Annotated in this window: 19 protein-coding genes and 5 tRNA genes; 19 read left to right on the top strand and 5 right to left on the bottom strand. The window is 45.6% G+C overall.

Annotation, left to right across the window (positions count from 1 at the left end; genetic code table 11):
• Positions 1 to 564 precede the first annotated feature (564 nt).
• Positions 565 to 765, bottom strand: a complete 201-nt coding sequence (locus Q1A18_RS13640; RefSeq protein WP_299581248.1) for a hypothetical protein — start codon at positions 763 to 765, stop codon at positions 565 to 567.
• A 189-nt stretch (positions 766 to 954) separates the two neighbouring features.
• Here Q1A18_RS13640 and Q1A18_RS13635 point away from each other — a divergent pair, with 189 nt between their 5' ends.
• Positions 955 to 1,665: a methyltransferase gene (locus tag Q1A18_RS13635; protein ID WP_299581245.1), complete on the top strand. Its 711-nt coding sequence runs from the start codon at positions 955 to 957 to the stop codon at positions 1,663 to 1,665.
• 6 nt (positions 1,666 to 1,671) lie between these two features.
• On the opposite strand, the gene Q1A18_RS13630 is transcribed toward Q1A18_RS13635, so the two are convergent.
• Positions 1,672 to 2,175 (bottom strand): flavodoxin domain-containing protein, encoded by a 504-nt coding sequence (locus tag Q1A18_RS13630; RefSeq protein WP_299581243.1) that lies wholly within the window; start codon positions 2,173 to 2,175, stop codon positions 1,672 to 1,674.
• A gap of 154 nt (positions 2,176 to 2,329) precedes the next feature.
• Between Q1A18_RS13630 and Q1A18_RS13625 the strand changes: the two genes are divergently transcribed.
• The 12 genes from Q1A18_RS13625 to Q1A18_RS13570 all read left to right on the top strand — a co-directional run bounded on the left by Q1A18_RS13625 (position 2,330) and on the right by Q1A18_RS13570 (position 16,708).
• Positions 2,330 to 3,010 (top strand): FAD-binding oxidoreductase, encoded by a 681-nt coding sequence (locus Q1A18_RS13625; RefSeq protein ID WP_299581241.1) that lies wholly within the window; start codon positions 2,330 to 2,332, stop codon positions 3,008 to 3,010.
• Between the two features lie 80 nt (positions 3,011 to 3,090).
• Positions 3,091 to 4,443: a tRNA (N6-isopentenyl adenosine(37)-C2)-methylthiotransferase MiaB gene (gene miaB, locus Q1A18_RS13620; protein WP_299581228.1), complete on the top strand. Its 1,353-nt coding sequence runs from the start codon at positions 3,091 to 3,093 to the stop codon at positions 4,441 to 4,443.
• On the top strand, positions 4,440 to 5,744 hold the full coding sequence (mtaB, locus tag Q1A18_RS13615; protein ID WP_299581220.1) for a tRNA (N(6)-L-threonylcarbamoyladenosine(37)-C(2))-methylthiotransferase MtaB: 1,305 nt from the start codon (positions 4,440 to 4,442) through the stop codon (positions 5,742 to 5,744). Before miaB ends, mtaB begins: the two co-directional genes overlap by 4 nt.
• Before the next feature lie 242 nt (positions 5,745 to 5,986).
• Positions 5,987 to 7,552, top strand: coding sequence for a carboxyl transferase domain-containing protein (locus Q1A18_RS13610; RefSeq protein WP_299581217.1), 1,566 nt, complete (start codon positions 5,987 to 5,989; stop codon positions 7,550 to 7,552).
• A gap of 12 nt (positions 7,553 to 7,564) precedes the next feature.
• Positions 7,565 to 8,371 carry an enoyl-CoA hydratase-related protein gene (locus tag Q1A18_RS13605; protein WP_299581214.1) on the top strand — a complete coding sequence of 269 codons (807 nt, stop codon included), beginning with the start codon at positions 7,565 to 7,567 and terminating at the stop codon, positions 8,369 to 8,371.
• A complete protein-coding gene (locus Q1A18_RS13600; protein WP_299581211.1) occupies positions 8,371 to 10,344 on the top strand; it encodes a biotin carboxylase N-terminal domain-containing protein in 1,974 nt (657 codons plus the stop codon). The genes Q1A18_RS13605 and Q1A18_RS13600 overlap by 1 nt, the downstream gene beginning before the upstream one ends.
• An 18-nt stretch (positions 10,345 to 10,362) precedes the next feature.
• Positions 10,363 to 11,520 carry an acyl-CoA dehydrogenase family protein gene (locus Q1A18_RS13595; protein ID WP_299581208.1) on the top strand — a complete coding sequence of 386 codons (1,158 nt, stop codon included), beginning with the start codon at positions 10,363 to 10,365 and terminating at the stop codon, positions 11,518 to 11,520.
• Between the two features lies 1 nt (position 11,521).
• Positions 11,522 to 12,535, top strand: coding sequence for an isopentenyl-diphosphate delta-isomerase (locus Q1A18_RS13590; protein ID WP_299581205.1), 1,014 nt, complete (start codon positions 11,522 to 11,524; stop codon positions 12,533 to 12,535).
• Complete coding sequence (locus tag Q1A18_RS13585) at positions 12,522 to 13,838, top strand: hydroxymethylglutaryl-CoA reductase (protein ID WP_299581202.1); 1,317 nt, start codon at positions 12,522 to 12,524, stop codon at positions 13,836 to 13,838. Before Q1A18_RS13590 ends, Q1A18_RS13585 begins: the two co-directional genes overlap by 14 nt.
• On the top strand, positions 13,828 to 14,751 hold the full coding sequence (locus tag Q1A18_RS13580) for a GYDIA family GHMP kinase (protein WP_299581199.1): 924 nt from the start codon (positions 13,828 to 13,830) through the stop codon (positions 14,749 to 14,751). The genes Q1A18_RS13585 and Q1A18_RS13580 overlap by 11 nt, the downstream gene beginning before the upstream one ends.
• Positions 14,752 to 14,757: 6 nt before the next feature.
• The gene (mvaD, locus tag Q1A18_RS13575) at positions 14,758 to 15,810 is read left to right on the top strand and encodes a diphosphomevalonate decarboxylase (protein WP_299581196.1); all 1,053 of its coding nucleotides are present in this window, start codon (positions 14,758 to 14,760) and stop codon (positions 15,808 to 15,810) included.
• Positions 15,797 to 16,708 carry a hypothetical protein gene (locus Q1A18_RS13570; RefSeq protein WP_299581193.1) on the top strand — a complete coding sequence of 304 codons (912 nt, stop codon included), beginning with the start codon at positions 15,797 to 15,799 and terminating at the stop codon, positions 16,706 to 16,708. The genes mvaD and Q1A18_RS13570 overlap by 14 nt, the downstream gene beginning before the upstream one ends.
• Positions 16,709 to 16,724: 16 nt before the next feature.
• On the opposite strand, the gene ricT is transcribed toward Q1A18_RS13570, so the two are convergent.
• Entirely contained in the window at positions 16,725 to 17,843 is a 1,119-nt protein-coding gene (ricT, locus tag Q1A18_RS13565) for a regulatory iron-sulfur-containing complex subunit RicT (RefSeq protein ID WP_299581190.1), read from the bottom strand.
• 141 nt (positions 17,844 to 17,984) lie between these two features.
• On the opposite strand from ricT, the gene Q1A18_RS13560 reads away from it, so the two are divergent.
• The 6 genes from Q1A18_RS13560 (at position 17,985) to Q1A18_RS13535 (ending at position 22,887) form a co-directional block, all read left to right on the top strand.
• Entirely contained in the window at positions 17,985 to 18,404 is a 420-nt protein-coding gene (locus Q1A18_RS13560) for a DUF1761 domain-containing protein (RefSeq protein ID WP_299581187.1), read from the top strand.
• Positions 18,405 to 18,518: 114 nt separating this feature from the next.
• On the top strand, positions 18,519 to 19,712 hold the full coding sequence (locus tag Q1A18_RS13555; protein WP_299581184.1) for a DUF4105 domain-containing protein: 1,194 nt from the start codon (positions 18,519 to 18,521) through the stop codon (positions 19,710 to 19,712).
• 161 nt (positions 19,713 to 19,873) lie between these two features.
• Positions 19,874 to 22,456, top strand: a complete 2,583-nt coding sequence (mutS, locus tag Q1A18_RS13550; protein WP_299581175.1) for a DNA mismatch repair protein MutS — start codon at positions 19,874 to 19,876, stop codon at positions 22,454 to 22,456.
• A 125-nt stretch (positions 22,457 to 22,581) separates the two neighbouring features.
• A tRNA-Gly gene (locus Q1A18_RS13545) sits at positions 22,582 to 22,657 on the top strand.
• A gap of 47 nt (positions 22,658 to 22,704) precedes the next feature.
• A tRNA-Leu gene (locus tag Q1A18_RS13540) sits at positions 22,705 to 22,789 on the top strand.
• Between the two features lie 25 nt (positions 22,790 to 22,814).
• Positions 22,815 to 22,887: transfer RNA gene (locus Q1A18_RS13535), tRNA-Gly, on the top strand.
• A gap of 464 nt (positions 22,888 to 23,351) precedes the next feature.
• On the opposite strand, the gene Q1A18_RS13530 is transcribed toward Q1A18_RS13535, so the two are convergent.
• Both Q1A18_RS13530 and Q1A18_RS13525 read right to left on the bottom strand, forming a co-directional pair.
• Positions 23,352 to 23,427 (bottom strand) — tRNA-Phe (locus tag Q1A18_RS13530).
• A 262-nt stretch (positions 23,428 to 23,689) separates the two neighbouring features.
• Positions 23,690 to 23,765: transfer RNA gene (locus Q1A18_RS13525), tRNA-Phe, on the bottom strand.
• Between the last annotated feature and the right edge of the window lie 151 nt (positions 23,766 to 23,916).

Raw genomic sequence — 23,916 nt, 5'->3', positions numbered from 1 at the left:
AAGCTGGTTTAAATTAGCATGTTACTAGCGATAGCTGGTGTGGCTAGTAATTGTTGCCGAATAAATTGAGAGCGTACCGATATCATGATGAACGTAATTAATGTTTATAGTTTTCAACCTGTTAACAAAAGGAATTGTTCACCTCATTTTAACGAAAGTAAGCCCATACAGTTTGCCCATAGAGCAAAAAAAGTGAAAAGAGCCTGGTTGAAACGGACGGTTTGTCCGCATTGGCGGGCATTAGACCTAGAGGGTGGTAGCTGATTTGAAAAATGTTAAGCTTTATAAAACTAATTTTTTTAAAAGATGGACATTTCCAGTATGGGGTCTTTCGTTCGGCTGATTGTTTTACCTCATTTTGTCTGTATTGAACGGAAAGTACAGCTTGAAAGTAAATGGAGTTTTTGCATCTGAATGACTTCTTTATAATGACTCTCTGCTAGTGTCATTATAAAACAAATGATTTTGCGAAGGGGATGATGCAGCTGGCTTCTAATCAGAACCGCTGCCTAAATGTTTTGTCAAGTGAAAATAGTTCCAAGGATCACAGAACGATTGCAGTGCCTATACCTCAGCTTCTATTTCCTGCTTGGCGGTGTGGAATACGGAGTCGCTTTGCATCGGTTGAATCAGTCTTTCGTTGTGGTTTTCTTGGGTACCCATCGAGCTGATTTCACTGTCACTAACAACTGTTTTTCGGTTCAAAGCCGAGTAAATAACCAGACAGGTCAACAATCCTAAAATGTAGTAATCTCTCTTCTTCATGCCTATTTACTTGTGTTTTGCGTAATGCCGCTTTCTTCAAGCGCGTGCAAAAGTAGAAAATACCTTGACCGGGCATGTTGTAAAAAATTAAATCGGATGGAAAGCCGGATTTATTAACACTTGGGTAATATATGTCGGAGACTATTAATTCTTCTATTTTTGTGGTGAACGATTGAGGCGGATTTAGCTATGGGGCGCAATAATTTTTTTCAGTTTAAGGAGTTTCGGGTAGAACAAGCCCGAACGGCCATGAAAGTGGGGATTGATGGCGTATTGCTCGGAGCCTGGGCCGATCTTCAGGCTGCTTGTCGGGTGCTGGATGTCGGCACCGGAACGGGCTTGTTGGCGCTAATGGCTGCTCAGCGTTCAGCAGCTTTGATTGATGCCGTTGAGCTGGACTTGGATGCAGCCGAAGAAGCACGTTCTAATTTTCAGAATTCAAATTGGGCTTCTCGTTTTCGGGTTGTGGCTGGCGCTTTTCAGGATTTTCAGCCGGGAGTATGTTATGACCATATCATTTCAAACCCTCCTTTTTTTGAAAATGGGCAGCCGTCATCAAATCCCTTGCGGGCACAGGCACGTCACGCAGGGAGGCTGAACTTGAGGGAGTTGTTGGAAAGGGCTTCAGTATTACTTGCCAATAAGGGGAAAATCAGCCTGATTATTCCGGCCGAACAAGAGCTTCGCTTGCTGGAGCTGGCAAAAGCACTCAGCCTGCATGTTACAAGACTGGTTCGTGTGGCGCCGGATGAGTCGAAAAAGGCACACCGCTTGCTGGCAGAACTGGCTAAAGAGGCTTGCCCTTTGCAGGAAGCCGTTTTTTTTATTCGGGACAAGGGAACAGGACTTTTTTCCGAGTCGTACCGCGAATTAACGCGCGACTTCTACCTGAATTTATAACTTGGTTTAAATCAGCATCAGGAAAGGCGAAAAGGTTTTGTCCATTTTGTTGGCAAAATTCTGAATTGCTTCATGGTTGATTTTGCGGACTGTCTGATCCACTTTGGCAATCTTCCGCACTACAAGTTTTTCAAGGAAGTGCATTTTTTCAAAATTGAATTCGCCCCCAAGGATGGCCTCTGTTTTGGCATACTGGTGTAGTTTTTCGGGAAACGCATTCTCCAGTTGCTGAAATGCCTGTTCGCCTTCGTGCATACAGCAAATAAACAGGCCCAGCTGTTTGTCTTCCAGTTGTTCCTGGTTTTGCTCACAATACTCGCGAATTTTCCGCTGAATCTGTCCGGCATGGATGGAGCCGCCAATAATCACCCGCTCATAGCTTTGCAAGTCGGGTTGCTTTTTTGCTTTGAGGTTATGGATAGTAGCATCGCCATGGAGTGCTTGCGCCAGTTCTTCTACAACATGTTTGGTGCATCCATGAGTTGACATGTAAATGATTAGTGTTTTCATGGTTGGTTGATTTTTCCCTAAAATATGACAATTGGTCAAAACAAACTATGATTTTATCGGTTAAGTTAAAATTATAATCGGCGGGAAAGATAATCGCAGACTAAAAGGTCTTTTTGTGCAAAATGATTATCTTTGCAGCCCAAAATAAGATGCTATGTCAATAGAAGTTATGCAAGCTATTAAAGTAGATGAAAGTTTTTACAAGGTGAAAGAAGTCAGAAGACTAACGGATGAAACTTTCTCCCTGCGTCTGCCTAAAAGCCGCTTTCGGTTTCATGCAGGCCAGCATATTTCGCTCGGGATTCAAGGGGATTACCAGAGTCGCGAGTACTCCATTTACAGTGGAGAAAATGATGAACATTTAGAGGTTTTGGTGAAAGAAGTGAAAGAAGGTTATTTTTCACCCAAGCTGAGTCACCTTAAGCCCGGAGATTGGGTTGAGGTAAATGGTCCGTTCGGAAAATTCCGGATTGACGAGAAGAAAATCAAAGATCATAAATTTGTGTTTATTGCCAGCGGAACCGGAATTGCTCCTTTCCGCAGCATGGTGCGCACGTACCCCGAACTGGATTACCAGCTTATACATGGTGTGCGTTACGGACATGAAGCCTACGATAAGGAAGAGTATGCGCCGGAGCGTCACGTTTTATGTACCACCGGCGATAAAACCGGTCAGGTAAATGGTCGGTTGACCAAATACCTGAAAAAAGCCACCTTCGACAAGAACACCCAGTTCTACTTGTGTGGAAACAGTAACATGATTTTTGATGCGCTGGAGTTGTTGAAGAACAAAGGGTTTGATCGCGATCAGATTCACTGCGAAGTTTATTTTTAGTCAGAAAAAAGCGAAACCGAAAAGCCAGAAGTGTCAAGTAGCGCACGGCTTTTACAGATTCGGAACTTGAAATTGAATTGATGAAATACCACTTAATTACATTGGGCTGCCAAATGAACCTGTCGGACAGTGAGCGTGTAAGCGCTGTGTTGGAACAGATGGGGTACGAGCGGACGGAGAAGGAGGAAGAGGCAACTTTGCTTGGAATGCTGGCTTGTTCAGTGCGGCAAAAGCCAATTGATAAGGTGTACAATAAAATAGCCCAGTGGAACCGGGCGAAAAACAAACGCAACCTGATAACCTTCATTTCGGGGTGTATTTTGCCGGCTGATAAGGAAAAGTTTCTGAAACTTTTCGATCTCATTTTTCCAATGAGTGAGCTGGGCCAGTTGCCGGATATGATTCGGAACTATGGGGTGGTGAATGCCGCCTCTTTACAGGTGCCCAAGCCGGTGATGCCTAAAAACGAGCATATCGTGGATTTATGGCACATTAAGCCCAAGTACGAATCGACTTACGAAGCTTTCGTGCCAATTCAGAATGGTTGCGATAAATTTTGCACCTTTTGTGCGGTACCTTACACGCGTGGTCGCGAAGTGTCCCGTCCTTCCGAAGATATTTTGCACGAAGTTCAGCACTTGGTGAGCCAAGGGTATAAATCCATCACCTTGCTGGGGCAAAATGTGAACTCTTATGGGCTGGACAAAAATGGCGAAGAAATCACATTTGCGGAGTTGCTCAAGCAGATTGGCGAATATGGAAACGCCTCGGGCGAAGAGTTCTGGGTTTATTTTACGTCACCTCATCCGCAGGATATGGGGCGCGATGTAATTGAAGTGATTGCTCAATATTCTTGTTTAGCCAAGCAAATTCACCTGCCCATGCAAAGTGGCGATGAGAAAGTGCTGATTAAAATGAATCGGCGTCATTCGATGGATAAGTACCGTAGGATTGTAACCGATATTCGGGAACTTATTCCGCAGGCTACCTTATTTACTGATATCATTGTGGGTTTTACGGGTGAAGGTGAAGCCGAATTTCAAAATACCGTTTCGGCCATGAATGAATTTCAGTTCAACATGGCTTATATTGCGATGTACTCGCCACGCCCGGGGGCAGCCAGCTATCGTTGGGAAGATGAGGTGTCGCAGGACGTGAAAAAAGATCGCTTTCATCGTTTGTCCGAAGTCATGAAAATTCATACCCGTCACTACAATGAGCAGCTGGTTGGAAAAACAATACGCTTGCTGGTGAATGGAACTGACCGGAAGACAGGATTCAGTACAGGGCTGACTGAAGGAAAGTTAAATGTACGACTCGATCGGAAAGTGCCCGAACTGAAGGGGCAAATTGTGGACGTTCGTATTACGTCTGCAGCAGATTTTTCGCTGAGTGGGGAGTTGGTGTTACAGGAAGAAAAGCTGGAGTCATGAGTACAATTAAAAAAAAGGTGGCCTTTAAAACATTGGGCTGTCGCTTAAATCAATACGAAACCGATGCCTTGGTTTCCGATTTTGATCAGGCAGGTTACGAAGTTGTTGATTTTAAAGATGCGGCCGATGTGGTGGTGGTCAACACCTGCACGGTTACCAATCAAAGTGATCAAAAGTCACGAAATATTATTAGCCAGGCTGCCCGTAACAATCAAGGCTCTTTGGTGGTGGTTACGGGGTGTATGGCCAATAACTACAAAGAGAAGCTGGAAGGGCAGGATAAAATCACCTATGTGGTCGACAACGAGCGCAAAGCCAGCATCCGGCAGTTAGTGGATGCGCATTTTCAGGGCGAAATTTTGCACCCTTCCAATCTTGAAGGTGATGTCTTTCAATTCAGCACGGTTGATAAAAGTTTGCATACCCGCAGTTCCATCAAAATTCAGGACGGATGCGATAATTTTTGTACTTTTTGCATCATTCCCAAAGTGCGTGGACGCGCGGTGAGCCGTCCGTTGCCGGAGATTGTTGAGAATGTAAAAAATACCCTCGCCAATGGGTTTAAGGAGCTGGTGATAACCGGCGTAAATATTGGTAGGTATGAGTGGGAAGACAAGCGCTTTGAAGATGTGCTGGAAGCGATTCTGGATGTACCCGGCGATTTTCGGGTTCGTATTTCATCCTTGGAACCCGATGGTTTTGGCAACCGATTTTATGATTTGTTTAAACATCCGAAGTTGGCTCCGCATCTGCATTTGTGTTTGCAAAGTGGCTCGGATAAAGTGCTGCTTCGTATGCGCCGGATGTATGCTTACAGCCGTTTTGCTGAAATTGTCGACCGTTTCCGCTCACAATGGCCCGACTTTAATTTCACCACCGATCTGATTGTTGGATTTCCGGGGGAAACGGAAGTGGATTTTCAGGAAAGTATCGAAGCCATCCGGCGATTTCAATTTAGCCATGTGCACGCGTTTAAGTATTCAGTTCGGAAAGGAACACGGGCCGAGCGGATGGAAGATCAGGTGTCGGAACCCGTCAAAACGGCTCGCTCTGCTGAACTTCGTGAAGCTTCGGAACAGATGCGTGAAGCTTACTTAAAGCGGTTTATTGGTCGTGTGCAAACTGTTTTGGTTGAGAAAATTGACTCAAAGGGCTTTGCTTCCGGCTATGGCGAACATTATGTCCCTGTTCGGTTTAAAGCCAAAAACTGTCAGAAAAATACCTTTCAAAAAGTACGGATAGAACGCTTGGAAGGTGAAGGCGATAATCTTGAGCTTTTGGGCCAGTTGGTTGAGGATTAGGAGAAAATACTTCGTTTTATTAATCTTTTTCAGAGAATTGGAATTCCCTTATTCTTATTGATTCAAAGTGGCATGTTTCATCTAATTCCGGGTTCAGGTGCAGCAAAATCAATGGTGCATTTGATCCTCTGCTTGAAATGAAATAATAGCCGATAAGAAAAATCAGGCCTGTTCTGTGAACTTATAGCCGCGTTTTTTGTCATAGTAAGAGATTTTCCATTTGTAATTTGTTTAACGACCACATGGATAAAGCTCAACAAAATAGCATTCAGTACAGATCAGCGCAAGGTGATGGCGATGTTGTTGATTTTCAGAAGGTGATGGCTGATTTTCGAGAGCGATTGAAGTTCGTTTCTTCGCACGGAAGCCCGAAAGCCGTTGAAAAACATCGCGGAAGAGGAAAGTTGCTGGCCCGTGAACGAATTGATCTTTTGATCGATCCGCAAACCCCGTTCCTGGAACTTTCAAGTTTTGCAGCTTTTGATCAATACGATAACGCTTTCCCCTCCGCAGGAATTGTGACCGGCATAGGACTGGTGCAAGGGCGTGAGTGCCTTTTGGTGGCTAACGATGCTACCGTGAAGGGTGGAACTTACATTCGGGAGACTATTAAGAAACATATTCGGGCTCAGGAGATCGCTTTGAAAAATCACCTGCCTTGTATTTATTTAGTTGATTCGGGCGGAATTTACCTGCCGGAACAAGCCCAGGTGTTTCCGGATCGCTTCGATTTTGGACGGGTTTTTTTCAACCAGTCGAAACTGTCAGCAGCCGGAATTCCTCAGGTTGCCGTAGTGATGGGATCTTGTACCGCGGGTGGCGCGTACGTGCCGGCCATGTGCGATGAAACCATTATTGTAGAAGGGCAGGGAACCATTTTTATTGGTGGGCCACCTTTGGTAAAAGCGGCTACCGGAGAGGAGGTCACTGCCGAAGAATTGGGAGGTGGCGAAGTGCATACGTCAGTATCCGGAGTGGCCGACCACTTGGCTAAAGATGATGTGGAAGCCATTGAAATTTGCCGAAAAATTGTGGAGACTTTTCCAAACGTTCAGAAACGCGCAGTTCAGCTTTGTCCGGCTGAAAAGCCCAATCACGAAGCTGAAGAGCTTTATTCATACCTCTCAACCGACTTGAAAAAGCCCATCGATGTGCGGGCAATTATTGACCGTTTGGTTGATTCCAGCGATTTTCAGGAGTTTAAGGAGAATTACGGAAAGACTTTGGTTACCGGTTTTGCCCGGTTGAAGGGAATTCCGATTGGAATTATCGGAAATCGGAGTTTTCTGACGGCAGAGAGTGCCCGAAAAGGAGCTCACTTCATCCAGTTATGCAATCAACGTCAGATTCCCATGTTGTTTCTGCAAAATATCACCGGTTTTGTGGTTGGTAAAAAGTACGAGCATGAGGGAATTGCGCGTGATGGCGCCAAGTTGATCCATGCCGTGGCCAATTCGGTTGTACCGAAAATTACCCTGGTAATTGGCGGATCCTTTGGGGCGGGGAATTATGCGATGGCCGGTCGGGCTTACGAACCTGACTTTTTGTTTATGTGGCCTCATGCACGTATTGCCGTGATGGGCGGGGAGCAGGCTTCTGGGGTTTTGCAAACCATTGGACAGAATGGACGCAATGCGAATTTGGTTACTCAGTTTGAAGAAGAAAGTACAGCTTATTATAGTTCTTCCCGTTTGTGGGATGATGGCATTATTGATCCGGTGGAAACCCGAGATATTTTGGCTTTGGCTTTTACGGTAACGCTTAATCAACCAGTTCAGGAAGCCCGTTATGGTGTTTTCAGAATGTAAAAAGAGAAGGTTATGAAGAATTGGAAAAATATACAACTAGAAATAACAGGCCGCCGCGCAAACTTGCTATTAAACAGGAAGAAGGTTCACAATGCATTGAATCCGAGAATGATTGAGGAAATGCATGAAGCGCTGGCCAAAGTAGCTGCAGATGACAAGGTGCAATTTTTGGTGATTTCCGGAGCCGGAAAATCTTTTTGCGCCGGAGCTGATATCAATTGGTTTGCCGAGGCGGTCAACAAGGCCAAGTCCGACAACTGGCAGGAGTACCTGCGGATGGCTGAACTGATGAAGGTGATTTATCAGTTCCCGAAGATTACCATTACGGCAGTTCACCGGCATGTGCTGGGCGGTGCCAATGGTATTGTTGCTGCCTGCGACTTTGCAGTGGCTGAGCATTCTACAGCTTTTGCCTTTGGAGAGATTAAACTGGGGATTGTTCCGGCTATCATTACACCGTTCTTATCGAAGCGGATGTCAACCCAGAATTTGAAAAAGCTCATGTATTCCGGCGATCGGTTTGGAGCACCTCATGCGCATGGGGTTGGACTGGTTGACTTCCTGGCCGAAGATGGTCAGCTGGAGCAGGTTGTGAGAGAATTGATTGACGGATTGAAGACTTCATCGCCAAATGCTTTGCGCGCCTGCAAGCAGTTGTTGCTGAAAGAAGGTTCTGGCGAGTTAACTATTGAAAACAGTGAATATACAGCGGCGGTACTCGCAGAGCTGATTCACTCGGACGAGGGGCAGGAAGGACTAAGGGCTTTTCTGGAGAAACGAAAACCGGACTGGAAGAAACTAAACGTGGTTGAAAATTAATGAAGCTCTTTCAAAAAATATTAGTTGCGAACCGAGGCGAAATAGCTGTGCGGATTATTCAAACGGCAAAGAACTTGGGAATCCGGACTGTTGCAGTTTATGCCGCGGATGATGCGGCTTCATTACATGTTAGTTTGGCAGACGAAGCTGTTTTGCTGGAAGGAGTGCAGCTGGGGGAGACTTACCTGAATCAGGAAAAAATAATTGAAGCGGCCCAAAATGCCGGAGCTCAGGCCATCCATCCGGGCTATGGTTTCCTGTCAGAAAACGCTGAATTTGCAGCGAAGGTTGAGCAGGCAGGGCTGGTTTTTATTGGAGCCACGGCTGAGCAAATTGGATTGATGGGCGAGAAAACGCAGGCCATTGCTTTTGTGAAAGAACTGGAGATTCCGGTTATTCCGGGAATGGCTGGTGCTGTAGACGATATTCTAACTCACAGCAAGGAGTTGGAATTTCCGTTGCTGGTAAAAGCCTCGGGTGGCGGCGGCGGAAAAGGCATGGAGATTGTTTACCAGCCGGAGCAGTTGCCTTTGGCATTAGAGCAAGCTCAACGCCAGGCCTTGCAGTATTTTGGGAATGATGAATTGTTTGTGGAGAAGTTTCTTCCCAAGGCCCGTCATATTGAAGTGCAGATCCTTGGCGACGGTCAGGGACATGCCGTGCATCTTTTTGAACGTGAATGCAGCGTTCAGCGTCGGTATCAAAAACTGATCGAAGAGGCACCAGCACAAGCACTTTCGCAAACAACCAAAGAGAAATTGTACCAGTCGGCGCTTCGTATTGCGCGGGCTACAAAATACAGAGGAGCGGGAACCATTGAGTTTTTGGTGGATGAGCAGGAGAATTTTTATTTTCTGGAAATGAATACCCGCCTGCAAGTGGAGCATCCGGTAACCGAGTACATCACTGGAGTTGACCTGGTGGATTGGCAATTAAAAATTGCTTCAGGGCAAGAGCTCAGCTTATCTCAGCAAAGCCTGACAGCCCAAGGGCATGCGATTGAGTTACGAATTTGTGCGGAAGATCCGCTTTGTGACTTCAGGCCTGCTTCCGGGACTGTTGGTGAACTGGTTGTGCCTGAGTTATGCCGTTGGGATAGTTTTCTTCATTCCGGAATGCCTTTGTCGTCCAGCTACGACTCCCTTATTGGCAAATTGATCGTAGGAGCCGAAACGCGTGAGCAGGCCTTATCGGATATGCAGCAAGCTGTGAAGAATCTATTCATCGAACGGATAAAAACCAACCAGGAATTTTTGTTGGAGCTCTTGAGTCAGGATGACTTCAGGCAGAATAAAATTTGTACCCGCTGGGCTGAGGAGCGCTTGCCGGAAAGCATTCAGCGCATTCAGAACAAGCAGTTGGGAGAATCGGCTCTTGAGGTATTGGCAGGCTACCTGTTGCATCACTTTTATCGCTCATCGCATGCATCCAATCCTTGGAATGCGCAGGGATACTGGCGAATGCATTCTGTTTTTAACATCGCATTGGAAGGAGAGTGGCATGAAGTTCAGGTTCACCCAAAGGGTGATATGATTTTGGTGGACTGGAAAGGGGCAAGCTATGCATTAAAAATTGGCCAATTTACCGGAGCAAAGCTTGAATTTCAGTTAAATGAAAAAGATATTGTTATCTTTATTTCCGAAGAAAAAGAGCAAACTTGCCTTCAGTGGGAGGGCAGACAGCTTAGATTGTGGAGTAATCAGGTTTTGAACCACGTTCGCTTAAATAAGGATGCTGGAAAAACCACACAGGTAAAGACAAATCAAGTCGTAGCTGGTTTATTTGGAAAGGTGATCGATGTTTTGGTGAAGCCGGGAGATGTGCTTCGGAAAGGACAGAATTTGTTGATCATCGAATCCATGAAGTCGGAATTTACAATACAAAGCCCGGCCGATGCCGTGGTGAAACATATCCATGTAACCAAGGGACATTTGGTTCAGGACAAAGAATTATTGGTAGATCTGGAGTCGTAAAGAAATTAAAACATAGATATGAGCGCATTTTTAAATGAAACTCATCATGCAATCAGGGCCAAAGTCAGAGACTTTGCAGAAAAATACGTGAAGCCTGTGATTGGTGAGTTTGAAGCCAACGAACAGTTTCCAATGGAGCTGATTCGTTCTCTGAAGAGTCTGAAGATTTTTGGAATGCATGCCCCGAAAGAATATGGGGGACAAAACAGTGATTATTTGTCTTACATAATTGCTGTTGAGGAATTAGCCCGCGTGGATAGTTCGGTGGCAGCTACTTTAGCTGCACACAATTCATTAGGCGTGGGGCCGATTATGGAATTTGGTACCGAAGAACAGAAAGCCAAATACCTGCCTGCTTTGTGTACGGCTGAAAATCTGTGGGCCTTTGGGTTGACCGAAGAAAATGCTGGATCAGATGCCCAAGGGGTTGAAACCATTGCCGAAAAACAAGATGGCGGATGGTTGGTAAACGGACACAAAAAGTACATTACCAATGGTGCTTCCGACATGTCGGCAGGGATCAGCTTTGTGGCCCAAACCGGCTTGCGCCCCGATGGGCGGAAAGAATTTACAGCTTTTATGGTCTCGCAAGGAACGGCCGGCTATACCCGCGAATTCATGAAAAATAAGCTATTGTGGCGCGCTGCAGATAATGGCATGGTTTACCTGAAGGATTGTTTTATCCCTGCTGAAGATCAGTTGGGTGAGCGCGGAGAGGGGATTAAAATTATGCTGAAAACAATTGACTCGGGCCGGCTTTCGATAGCGGCGATGGGACTTGGACTGGCCCAGGGAGCTTTTGAAATGGCGGTGAGTTTTGCAAAAAAACGGAAACAATTTGGTCAGGCCTTGGCAAATTTTCAGGTAATTTCTTTTAAATTGGCCGACATGGCCATGAAAATTGAAAATGCCCGGAACACTTTATACAATGCCTGCTGGTTAAAAGATAATGGACAGCCTTTTGGTACGCAGGCGGCCATGGCTAAATTGTACTGTTCAGAGGTTGCCAGCGATGTCGCCAGTGATGCCTTGCAAATTTTTGGAGGTGCCGGCTTGTTTCGAAATGATGAATACCCAATCGAGCGTTTTTTCCGCGATCAGCGATTGCTTTCCATTGGAGAAGGTACATCTGAAGTTTTACGGATGGTTATCTCGCGTTCGGTTTTAAAGGAATAACATGACTAAAGATCGTAAACTAGACCACATTCAACTCGCGTTTGATTCGCAAACCGGTTTTGCCGAGCAGGATCAACGCTTTATTTATGAACCCATGCTGGCTGCTCATCCTAACGATGAGGAGAACTCGTTCCTGTTTCTGGGGAAAATGATTCGGGCGCCATTCTGGGTTTCAAGCATGACCGGAGGGACCGGTGTGGCTGAAAAAATCAATAAAAATATTGCGCAGGCTTGCCGTGAGTTTGGATTTGGAATGGGGTTGGGATCGTGTCGGAAAATATTGTTTGACAAAACCCATTGGGCCGATTTTGACATGCGTGATACCATTGGCCCGGATCAGCCTTTGTGGGCTAACTTGGGAATTGCTCAAATTGAAAAATTACTACAAGAGAAAAACGAAAAAGCCATTATTGACTTGGTTGGCGGGCTTCGTGCCGATGGATTGATTGTTCATGTCAATCCGTTGCAGGAATGGTTTCAGCCTGAAGGTGACCATATTGAGCGTCCGCCATTGGAAACCATTACCCATTTGATGGAGCGGATTCATATCCCCTTAATTGTGAAAGAAGTGGGGCAGGGGATGGGCGAAGATAGTTTGAAGCGTTTGTTGGAACTGCCCTTGGCGGCCATTGAGTTTGCAGCCTATGGCGGTACTAATTTTTCGAACCTCGAGTTGATGCGGGAAGATCCTGCGACTCAGGAAATGTACCAGCCTTTTGCCTTTGTGGGGCAAACTGCTTATCAGATGGTGAAAACGGTTAATCGTTTGTTGCAGCAAATGGGTGAGCCCCGTTGCCGGCAGCTAATCATTTCGGGTGGGGTGAAGAGCTACCTGGATGGCTATCATCTGACTTCATTGAGTCAGTTGCCTGCCGTATACGGGATGGCTTCTGCTGTGCTGAAACATGCTACCGGTGATTATAGGGAGCTTCAAACGTACCTGAAAAACCAGCTCAAGGCCTTTCGTTTGGCTCAGCAATACTTGAAGTTAAATCCGGAATATGACGGAACCTAAAATCATAAGTGGATTTTCGAAACTGGATCGTTTACAGAAAATTGAATGGCTGATTGAACAATTGAAACTGGACAAGGAAACGCTTGAGCAGCTTAATCGTTTCCAGCTTTCTGAGCAAGCCATTCAACAGCTGATTGCCGATTTGAGTGAAAATCAGTTATCCAACTTTCATTTGCCTTTTTCAGTAGCTCCCAATTTCAGGGTTGACGGCAAGGTATTGACTTTTCCGTTGGTTACCGAGGAAAGCTCGGTTGTGGCTGCCTTGGCAAAAGCGGCCGGCTACTGGGCCAAGCGGGATGGTTTCCATACCGAAATTATTGGAACGGAAAAAAAGGGGCAGGTGCATTTTAGTTGGAACGGGAAGCCTGAAAAGCTAAGCGAATCCTTTTCGGAATTGAAAGAGGAGCTGGAACGGGATGTGGCTCCACTGACGCAAAACATGGAAAAGCGGGGTGGCGGAATAACAAACATCCGGTTGAAGCACTTGCCTGAAGTTAGGCCCAATTACTACCAGCTGGATGTTGCTTTTGAAACCTGTAATGCCATGGGAGCCAATTTCATCAATTCGTGTTTGGAGCAAATGGGCAAAACACTGAAAAACTGGGCCAAGGCCAATGGTGATTTCCGGGATGACGAAAAGGAAGTGGAGGTGATCATGGCCATTTTGTCAAACTATGTGCCCAACAACCGGGTTAAAGTTTGGGTTGAATGTCCGGTTGAGGACTTGGACAGCGATGCCGATCAGGCGCACGCTTTGGCGATGAAATTTGTGCAGGCCGTTCACATTTCGCGGCATGATGTTTCGCGTGCCGTAACTCACAACAAAGGAATATTTAACGGGATTGATGCCTTAGCCATCGCAACCGGGAATGATTTTCGTGCCATTGAGGCTGGAGGTCATGCTTTTGCCGCCAGTTCCGGACAATACCGGGGGCTGAGCAATGCCGGAATAACCAATGGGAATTTTTGGTTTAGCCTGGAGATGCCGCTTGCTGTTGGCGTCGTAGGTGGTGTAACCAGCTTGCATCCTTTGGCAAAGCTGGCCATGCAAATTATTGGGCAGCCCTCTGCGCGTCAATTGATGGGCTATCTGGCTGTTGCCGGGCTGGCGTCCAACTGGTCGGCCGTGCGTGCCTTGGTAACTACCGGCATTCAGAAAGGGCATATGAAAATGCACTTGAGTAATATTTTGAATAGTTTGCAGGTTTCGGATGAACAAAAGCAGGCTGCGATGCTTTACTTTCAACACCGGGAAGTTTCATTTTCCGAAGTGCAGAATTATTTAAAAGAACATGCCAAATAGTCAAAAAACATATCATGCTCACGGGAAACTGCTGCTAACGGCCGAATACTTTGTGTTGCAGGGAGCAAAAGCCATTGCCTTGCCTTTAAAGTACGGGCAGCACATGGAGGTAACCGAGGGCAAAAAGCAAGGAGTGGTAAGCTGGAAAGCCTTTATGCAGGAGGGCTTGTGGTTTTCCTGCGATTTTAGCTTGCCCGACCTGAAAATCATTCATAGTTCGGATGCGGGGAAAGCGGTAATTTTAAAGGATGCGTTAAAAGCGATTTTGGAAATGAATCCCCGGTTTCAGCTGAATGGTGGATTGGATATTCAGACTAAAATTGATTTTCACGACCAATGGGGCTTGGGCAGCAGCAGCACCTTGATTGCCAACCTGGCTTCCTGGGCCGGTGTTGATCCTTACCAGCTCAACGAAAAGATATTTAACGGTTCGGGTTTTGATATTGCTTGTGCTTCGGCTGCAGGCCCGATCTTTTATGTGAAGAATGAAAAGCCTGAGCCGGTTACTTTGGATTATCCGTTTTTAGATAAGCTCTATTTTGTTTATTCCGGATCGAAGAAAAGTACACGAAATGAGGTGTGGCGGTTTCTGAGTGAGGGGAGTATTTCTCAAAAACAACTTGAAGAAGTTAATCTCCTTTCAGAACAAATTGCCAGTGTACAAAGCCTGAAGGAGTTTCAGGAATTGATCCGACTTCATGAACAGTTGGTTTCCGGTGTGCTGAAGATTCCAACGGTTAAGTCAAGTTATTTTAGCGATTTTCAGGGTGATATAAAATCGCTGGGAGCATGGGGTGGTGATTTTTACCTGGTGGCTACCCCAATGGACGACCGTTGTGTGTTGCAATACTTCAAAGAAAAAGGCCTAAGTGTGGTCTTCCCTTGGAATGAATTGGTTTTGAATAATCGTTGATTTATTATGGTGAAAAAAGAAATTTACCGGGCAGCATGGGAATGTCCGTCAAATATAGCATTGGTAAAGTACTGGGGCAAAAAAGAGGGACAGTTACCGATGAATCCGTCCTTGAGTTTCAGCCTGAAGAAAGCCCGGACCCAAACATGGGTGCGCATCGAGCCTTCTTCGCGGCGAAAGGTTGAGTTTTTGTTTGAAGGCCAACGATCGGTTTTTGCTGACCGCATTGAAAAATACCTGGCCAGCATGTCGCTGGAGCATGATTGGCTGAACGACTACTCCTTCTACATAGAAAGCAGTAATACGTTTCCGCATTCTGCCGGAATTGCCTCTTCGGCATCGGCTTTTGGAGCGCTGGCGCTTTGTTTGGTCGATTTGAAAGAACAGGTGACAAACAAGCAGTTTACCGAACAGCAATTTTTTCAAAAGGCATCACGCTGGGCACGCTTGGGAAGTGGCAGTGCCTGCCGATCCGTGTTTCCCTCTTTTGCCTTGTGGGGACGGATGAACGGCTTTCTGAATTCAACCGACTGCAATGCCATTCCGGTGACCGAGAAATTTCACCCGGACTATCAGTCCTTGCGGGATGCGGTTTTGCTGGTTGATTCTGCGCAGAAGAAAGTTTCAAGTTCGGCTGGACATCAGTTGATGAATCAGCATGAGTTTAAGGACGTGCGCATTGCACAGGCCAATAGTCACTTAGCCGAGTTGGTGCAGGTGATGAAAGTGGGCAACCATGAGCGTTTTTTTGAGTTGGTTGAAAAGGAAGCACTGAGTCTGCACGCTATGATGATGACTTCCGACCCTTCTTTTATTCTATTGCAGCCCAACAGCCTGTTGCTCATTCATAAAATACGGGAATACCGCCAAAAAAGCGGTTTGGCTCTTGGTTTTACAATTGATGCGGGGCCAAATATTCATTTGATTTATTTTGAAAAAGACAAGCAGCAGGTGCATGCGTTTATCAAGTCAGAGTTGTTGGCTTTAATAGAGAATGGTCAATGGCTGGATGATAATATCGGCGGCGGCCCTATGAAATTAGCAGATGAAGAAGTTTAATGCCAAATTATTGTTGTTTGGGGAATATGGGTTGATGTTTGGAGCTGAAGCGCTGGCTGTTTCGTTTCCCCATTTTACCGGAGAGCTTGCCTTTGCGAGTCAAAAGAAAGTGGCCGAGGTAAAGCAGAGTCAGCGGGATTTGGAGCATTTTGTCACGTTCTTTGAGCAAGAAGGATTAAACGAACAAATGAACTTTCCCATCGGACTCGATCAAATTCGCCGGGATTTAAAGCGAGGGCTTCACTTTGATTCTGACATTCCTTTGCAGTACGGCGTAGGCAGCTCCGGAGCACTGTGTGCGGCACTCTATCAACACTATGGAAGTAATCAGTTGGATTTGAAAGAGCTCAAAGAAAAGCCCTGGTTGTTGAGCAGCCTAAAGCACGATTTTTCAGTGATGGAGTCTTTTTTTCATGGTAAAAGTTCGGGTTTTGATCCCTTGGTATCGTATGTTAACCGGCCGGTTTTATTGGTGGGTGACGAGATTCGCCTGCCTTCACCTGAAATTCAAACGCCGGGGTACTCGGTGGTGCTGCTGGACACCCAGGTGAAAAGCCCAACTGCACCTCTGGTAAACTGGTTTGTGAAAAAAATGGAAGCACAGGAGTTCAAGGCCAAGTTTGATGAGCTTTTTCTACCGTCGAATTCGCAGGCTATTCATGCTTTTTTGAATGGCGATACTACCAGGCTTTTTCAAGCGTTGAAATCAATTTCGGCTTTTCAACGTGAGAATCTTCAGCCAATGATTCCGGAAGCGTTTAAGTCGGTTTTTCAGGAATTGACAAGCCGGGATATCCCCTTGAAATTATTGGGCTCGGGAGGCGGTGGCTACCTGCTTGCTTTTGTTCCCGATGGCGTGACTTTACCTGCAAAACTAAAAAGCCTCAAGGTGTTTTAACCTCAAGGCTTTGTGTTTATGAATTGGTATCTACTTTTTTCTGTCGGTTTGTGTTGGGCCGTTTTGAAAACTTTCGCTTGCGATTTTTCTTCTTTTTGGGTTTCTCCAGTAAATCGGTATTCACAGAGCCTACACTCATTTCATTTTCTAACTTGGTTTCCGGGCTAAGGTATTGCTCAATGGGTGGTTTTCGGCCACGTTTGTTAAGCTGAATGATTTTCTTGACATCATCCAAGTCCAAAACCAAGGGTTTGTTGCCGTAGGCTTCTTCCAGCGTATACCAGATTTTCTTATTCAGAATCTCTGTTTTAAAATGACGGGCCAATCCTTTTGATGTTTCCAATGCCAGCAGTTCATTGGGGAAATCATCCTGCGCTTCCAGGTAGGTATCCAGCTCGTACATCAGGCAGCACTTCAGCTTCCCACATTTGCCGGCCATTTTCTCAGCGTTGGGCGACAAGCCTTGCTGATGGGCTGCATCGGAGGTAACGCTGTCAAAATCGGTTCGCCAGGTTGAGCAACAAAGCTCGCGACCGCAAGAGCCAATGCCGCCTATACGTCCGGCTTCCTGCCGTGCACCTATTTGCTTCATTTCAACCTTGACCCGAAATTCGCGCGCATAACGGCGAATGAGTTCCCGAAAATCGACTCGACCTTCAGCAATGTAATAAAAAATCGCCTTGGCATTGTCTCCACGGAATTCAACATCTCCGATTTTCATGTCCAGCTCCAACTCATTAGCTAGCTGGCGCGAACGCACCATAACGGCATATTCACGGTTACGGGCCGCTTCAGCCTTTTCCTTATCAGTGGTGGTGGCTTTGCGGTAAATTTTATTCCACTGGTAACGTTCCGGTTTTCTTATTTTTCGTTTAAACTGTTTGTCGGCAAGAGTTCCTGTCAGCGAAACGGTTCCGACATCGTGTCCCGGATTGGTGGCTACGACTACTAAGTCACCTACTTTTAATGAAAGCGCATCTTCGTTTTTAAAGAACTCTTTGCGGGTTCCTTTGAAGCGCACTTCAACAATATTTGATAAATGTGTTGTATCTGGTAAATCGTTCAGCCAATTGTAGGTGCCTAGCATTTCGGGGCGCTCACCTTGAGTATTCATACTACATCCACTACATCCCATATGCTTCGTATTTAATAATTTCAGACAAAAATATCTAAAATTATGCGCAAATACTATTTTAATTCAATCTAAATAAGGACTTGTCCTACTGATTTTGTAATTTGTATTAAGCTTACAAATTGTGAAACTAAACTGAAAATTATGGACTTGGCACATGTGATTTCAAATTTGAATTATTGGGCTGTTTTAGTGGCTTCGCTAAGCACCTTTGTGGTTGGAAGTTTATGGTATTCGCCTGTTTTGTTCGGCAACAAGTGGATGGAACTTAATGGCTTTACTGAAGAAAAACTCAAGGAAGGACTCCCTATGCCGGTTATATTTGGGAGTTCATTTATTGCTTCCTTGCTGGCGGCATTTGCCCTGGCTTTGTTTTTAGGATCGTCGGCTGATCTGGGAATGGGGCTTTTTGCCGGTTTTGTCATTGCTGTTTTTTGGATCAGCACGTCGCGGCTGAACAACATCCTTTTTGAGCAGGGAAAGCCGGGTTTGTTTTTGATTCATGCCGGATATGACCTTGTTTCTTATCTGATTATGGGAGCAATTATTGGTGGGTGGCATTGATTTCGGCGCATCGGATAAGTGCAGTTAAAGAGGGCAGCAATAACTTTTGGAAAAGATTTTCAGGATTAAGCAGGTTTAGACCTGCTTTTTTGTTTTTTTTGAATAAAAAAAGTTGTGAATAAGATATTTCTTGCTTTTACCGTTAGCTTTTTGCTTTGCTTTTCCTGGGCCAGCCAGGCTTTTAATTTAAGTGATAAAGCAGAAGTGAGCCTGCTTACCTGTGGCCCCAGCAAGCAGGTTCATGCCCTTTACGGACACAGCGCTATCCGGGTGTGCGATCCGGCACGTAGGGTGGATGTTGTGTTTAACTACGGGGTATTTAGTTTTAGTGAGCCAAATTTTGTTTACCGTTTTGCCAAGGGGCAGACGGATTATTTACTGGCGGCTGAAAAGTATGAGAATTTTTTGGAGAGCTACCGACGCAGCCAGCGCCGGATTGACGAACAGGTATTGAACCTGACTCAATCGGAGAAACAAGAGCTGCTCGACTATTTAATTTGGAACGCCAAACCCGAAAACCGGGAATACCGATACAATTTTTTCATGGACAACTGTGCTACGCGCGTGCGTGATGTGGTTGAGAAACATGTTGACGGGAAATTGACTTTTTCGGAAGAAACAGGTTTGGGCATGACTTTTAGAGAGCATGTTGATGCTTATCAGCGTGTTTTGCCATGGATAAATTTTGGCATTCACCTGACCTTGGGGAGTCCATCGGACGAGATCGCAACAGCCTATCAGGAAATGTTTTTGCCTGATTTTTTGATGAGCCATTTTGCAGAAGCTCAAATTCAGGCAGAAGGGGAGAGTCGTTCCTTGGTGAAAGAAACCCGAATGATCTATGAGCCGGAGAAAACGCAAAAATCCGGGTTTCAATTGTTGGATCCTTCGCTGGTGTTGGGCATTTTGTTGGTTGTGCTGGTGCTGGTTAGTTATAAGCAGTATAAGCAGCGAAAGGCCAGCCTTTGGATTGACTATGTTTTGTTGTTTCTGACCGGATTGATTGGGCTGGTCTTGCTTTGGTTTGTGACTTACTCGGAGCATCCGGCAATGCACCCCAACTACAATTTGTGGTGGGCAGTTCCAACCAACCTGGTTTTTCCTTTTCTGTGGATGGTGCGTAAGTGGCGTCCGGCTTTAGCCTGGTACTGGAAAGCCTTATCAGTTTGGTTGTTGGTGTTTTTTCTGTTTAACCTTTTGATCCCCCAGGCTTTCCCGTTCAGCTTTTATCTGCTAACGGCAATGATGCTTTGCCGGGCTTTGTTGCACAGTTTTCTGGCTCTGAAAGCCAGCCGGGAGGTTTGCTGATCAACTTTGAGAGGACTGTTGATGGTTGTTGAAAAGTTTCGCTGAACAAATCAGTGCAGACCTTCCTTGTTGTACATGCATCTTTTATCTTTGCTATTCATTCAATTTTAAAACCTGAATTCGCTTTGACAAAATCAAAAAGATACGTTGAGACCCCTTTGATGAAGCAGTATTACAGCATCAAAGACAAACACCCGGATGCCATTTTGTTGTTCCGTGTGGGGGATTTTTATGAAACCTTTGGAGAGGATGCCATTAAGGCTGCTGAAATTTTAGGGATTACCCTGACCAAACGAGCCAACGGTGCTGCCAATTTTGTTGAGCTGGCCGGGTTCCCGCATCATGCCTTGGATACTTACCTGCCCAAACTGGTGCGTGCCGGACAGCGCGTGGCAATTTGCGAGCAGTTGGAAGATCCGAAGATGACCAAGAAAATTGTGAAACGCGGAATTACCGAGCTGGTAACGCCCGGAGTTTCTATCAATGATAACATTCTGGAACATCGGGAGAATAACTTTCTGGCTTCGGTTCATTTTGATAAGAAGATGGCAGGAGTGGCTTTCCTGGATATTTCAACCGGAGAATTCCTGACGGCTGAAGGAAGCTTTGAATACATCGATAAGTTGCTGAATTCATTCAAACCCAAAGAAGTGTTGTTTCAGCGGGGGAAAGGCAATGATTTCATTGCTTTGTTTGGTGGAAAATTCTACACCTACACCTTGGATGATTGGGTGTACACGGAAGATGCTGCCACCGATCGACTGTTAAGACATTTCGAAACCAAATCATTGAAAGGCTTTGGAGTGCAGGACCTGCATTATGGGGTGATGGCTTCCGGGGCCATTTTACACTACCTGGATTTAACACAACACACCCAGTTGCAGCATATCAGTTCGCTTTCGCGTATTGAGGAAGATAAATATGTTTGGCTGGATCGCTTTACCATTCGTAACCTGGAACTTTTTGGGGTGATTAATGAAGGAGCCAAAACCCTGGCCCAGGTGCTTGATAAAACAATTTCGCCCATGGGGTCGCGCATGCTGAAGCGATGGATCGCCTTGCCATTGAAAGAGATTTCCGCCATCAATGACCGGTTGTCGGTGGTGGAATACTTCCTAAAGCATGAACCACAGCAGGAAGCGATTTCCGAGCAAATTCGTCAGATTGGTGACTTGGAACGGATCATTTCCAAGGTAGCTGTCGGACGCATCAATCCGCGAGAAGTGGTGCAGTTGCGAGCTGCCTTGCGCGCCATTGAGCCAATCAAGGACATGTTGGGACAAGCCGATCAGAATGTGTTGAAACGAATGGCAGAGCAGTTGAATCCGTGTCAAACCATTCGGGAGCGGATGGAACGAGAAATAACCGCTGATCCGCCGGTGCAGCTGCATCGTGGAAGCGTGATTCAGGAAGGGGTTTCGGAAGAATTGGATGAATTGCGTAAGCTGGCCTTTTCGGGGAAAGATTACCTGGCTCAAATGCAGGAACGTGAGTCGAAACGCACGGGCATCCCTTCACTTAAGATAGCGTTCAACAATGTGTTTGGCTATTACATTGAAGTACGCAATACGCATAAAGATAAAGTACCGGAAGAGTGGATTCGCAAGCAAACTCTGGTGAGTGCCGAGCGTTACATTACTGAGGAGCTGAAGGAATACGAAAGCAAAATTCTGGGAGCCGAAGAAAAAATACTGGCACTTGAAGCCCGCTTGTACAATGAGTTGGTTGTGGCTCTGGCCGAATACATTCAGGCGATTCAGCTGAATGCCGGGGTAATCGCTCGTCTGGATTGCCTGTTGTCTTTTGCAAGTTCGGCGAAGGAGTCGGACTACAATCGGCCGGAAGTGAATGACTCGGTAAAAATTGAGATTAAGGAGGGGCGGCATCCGGTCATCGAACAACAACTTCCAATTGGTGAATCCTACATTAGCAACGATGTGATGCTGGATCAGGAAGACCAGCAGGTCATTATCATTACCGGACCCAATATGGCCGGTAAATCGGCTTTGTTGCGCCAAACCGCACTAATTGTGCTGATGGCTCAGATTGGTTCGTTTGTGCCTGCCAGAGAAGCTAAAATTGGCTATGTGGATAAAATATTTACCCGCGTAGGTGCTTCGGATAATATTTCCTTAGGCGAATCCACTTTTATGGTTGAGATGAATGAAGCCGCCAGCATCTTGAATAACTTGTCTGATCGAAGCCTGATTTTGCTGGATGAACTGGGACGGGGAACATCGACTTATGATGGAATATCGATCGCCTGGTCGATTGTTGAATACATTCATGAGCATCCGAAAACCAAGGCAAAAACCCTTTTTGCGACGCACTACCATGAATTGAATGAGATGGAAAAGTCGTTTGGTCGGGTGAAAAACTACAATGTCACCATAAAGGAAGTAGGCAATAAAGTGATCTTTTTGCGGAAGCTGGTGCGCGGTGGAAGTAACCACAGTTTTGGTATTCATGTGGCCAAAATGGCTGGTATGCCACCTTCAGTTGTCAATCGGGCCAATGAGATCCTGGGGCAGCTGGAAGCGGCCAATCGTAAGGATGGATTGGCTAAACCGCTGAATGGCATGGCAGAACACCGCGAAGGCTTCCAAATGAGCTTTTTTCAGCTTGATGATCCGGTGTTAAAACAAATTCGGGATGAGATAAAAAATCTGGATATTAACAATCTTACTCCTATTGAGGCACTTAATAAATTGAATGGGATTAAAAAGATCTCCGGATTGAAGTAGGAGCGTGCAAGAGATTTAGAATTTCTCTGATTTTTTAAATATTATTTTTGGAGAAAGAAAAATTAGCAATATATTTGCATCGCTGTTTTCAAGAGCACGAGAGCAGACGTTCTTTAAAAATAGATGCGAGAGTAGCTCAGTTGGTAGAGCACGACCTTGCCAAGGTCGGGGTCGCGGGTTCGAATCCCGTCTCCCGCTCCATTCTTAAAAGTAAGTTTGGAGAAATCTTAAATTGACTTTTAAAGGATGCCCGGATGGTGGAATTGGTAGACACGTTGGACTTAAAATCCAATGACCATTGCGGTCGTGCGGGTTCAAGTCCCGCTTCGGGTACACTTAGTACTTTGTAAGTATTGTTGCGAGAATAGCTCAGTTGGTAGAGCACGACCTTGCCAAGGTCGGGGTCGCGAGTTCGAGTCTCGTTTCTCGCTCATCAGAAAAGCACTTCATGAAAATGAGGTGCTTTTTTATTTTCAGAATGATTCGTTCAGATCAGTAAAAATTCAATCCTGCTTTTCTTAATGTATGGTCTTTTGCGCTGAATTCAATTTGGCGTGGATGACTTCTGTTTGTTGTTTCCCTGCTGAGGCATTGGCGATGTCTTGCTGGAGCAAAAGGGCAACTCCTCGGGCTTTGATTTGAAATCAGGACATGGGTGTCGGATTGACTGCTGAAGGCCTGGAAAAGGCTTGCAAATCCTTTGTTTAAGCATTGGGCTGTTTGTCGACGACAAGCCGTTGTCTTTTTCGCGGAATTGAAATGCAAAGGTGTTGGTTGGGATGAAGGAGTTGTTGGTAAAATCCAAAATCTTCAGGAAATATTCTGAATTTTAAGAAGCGGTGGGCTTAAAAACAAAAAGCCTTTGAGTTCCGACTCAAAGGCTTTGCTGCAATCTTGGTGGTGCCACCTGGAATCGAACCAGGGACACACGGATTTTCAGTCCGTTGCTCTACCAACTGAGCTATGGCACCGTTGATTTTGCGGTGGCAAATATAGTGCAAAATATTTAACTACAAAACATTTTTTCAGACTTCCTGTAAATAGTCTGAGAAGATTAGTTGGAGGCAATGGTTAATTGCCGGCAGCCCTGATGGTTACTGCTTGACAGCTTTTTCCGGATCAATTTTAAAATGGAGATTTCTTATTTGGAGCTCCGCTTTTCAGGCGATCTTGGCAGTGGGCTTAAAAACAAAAAACCTTCGAGTCGGAACTCAAAGGTTTTTGTTGCTATTTTGGTGGTGCCACCTGGAATCGAACCAGGGACACACGGATTTTCAGTCCGTTGCTCTACCAACTGAGCTATGGCACCGTTGTCTTTAGCGATGGCAAATATACGCCGAAATATTTAACTTCAAAACATTTTTTAGGGGTCTGTGAATAAAAAATTCCGGCTTTTTGCAGAACCTTTTCTTTTCCATGGATTTATAAGTTGAAATATCATTAACGTTTTCTACTTTTGC

Origin of the sequence: uncultured Sunxiuqinia sp. (assembly GCF_947495665.1) — a bacterium.
GTDB classification, from domain to species: Bacteria; Bacteroidota; Bacteroidia; order Bacteroidales; family Prolixibacteraceae; genus Sunxiuqinia; species Sunxiuqinia rutila.
This window is presented reverse-complemented; position numbering and strand designations above follow the sequence as displayed.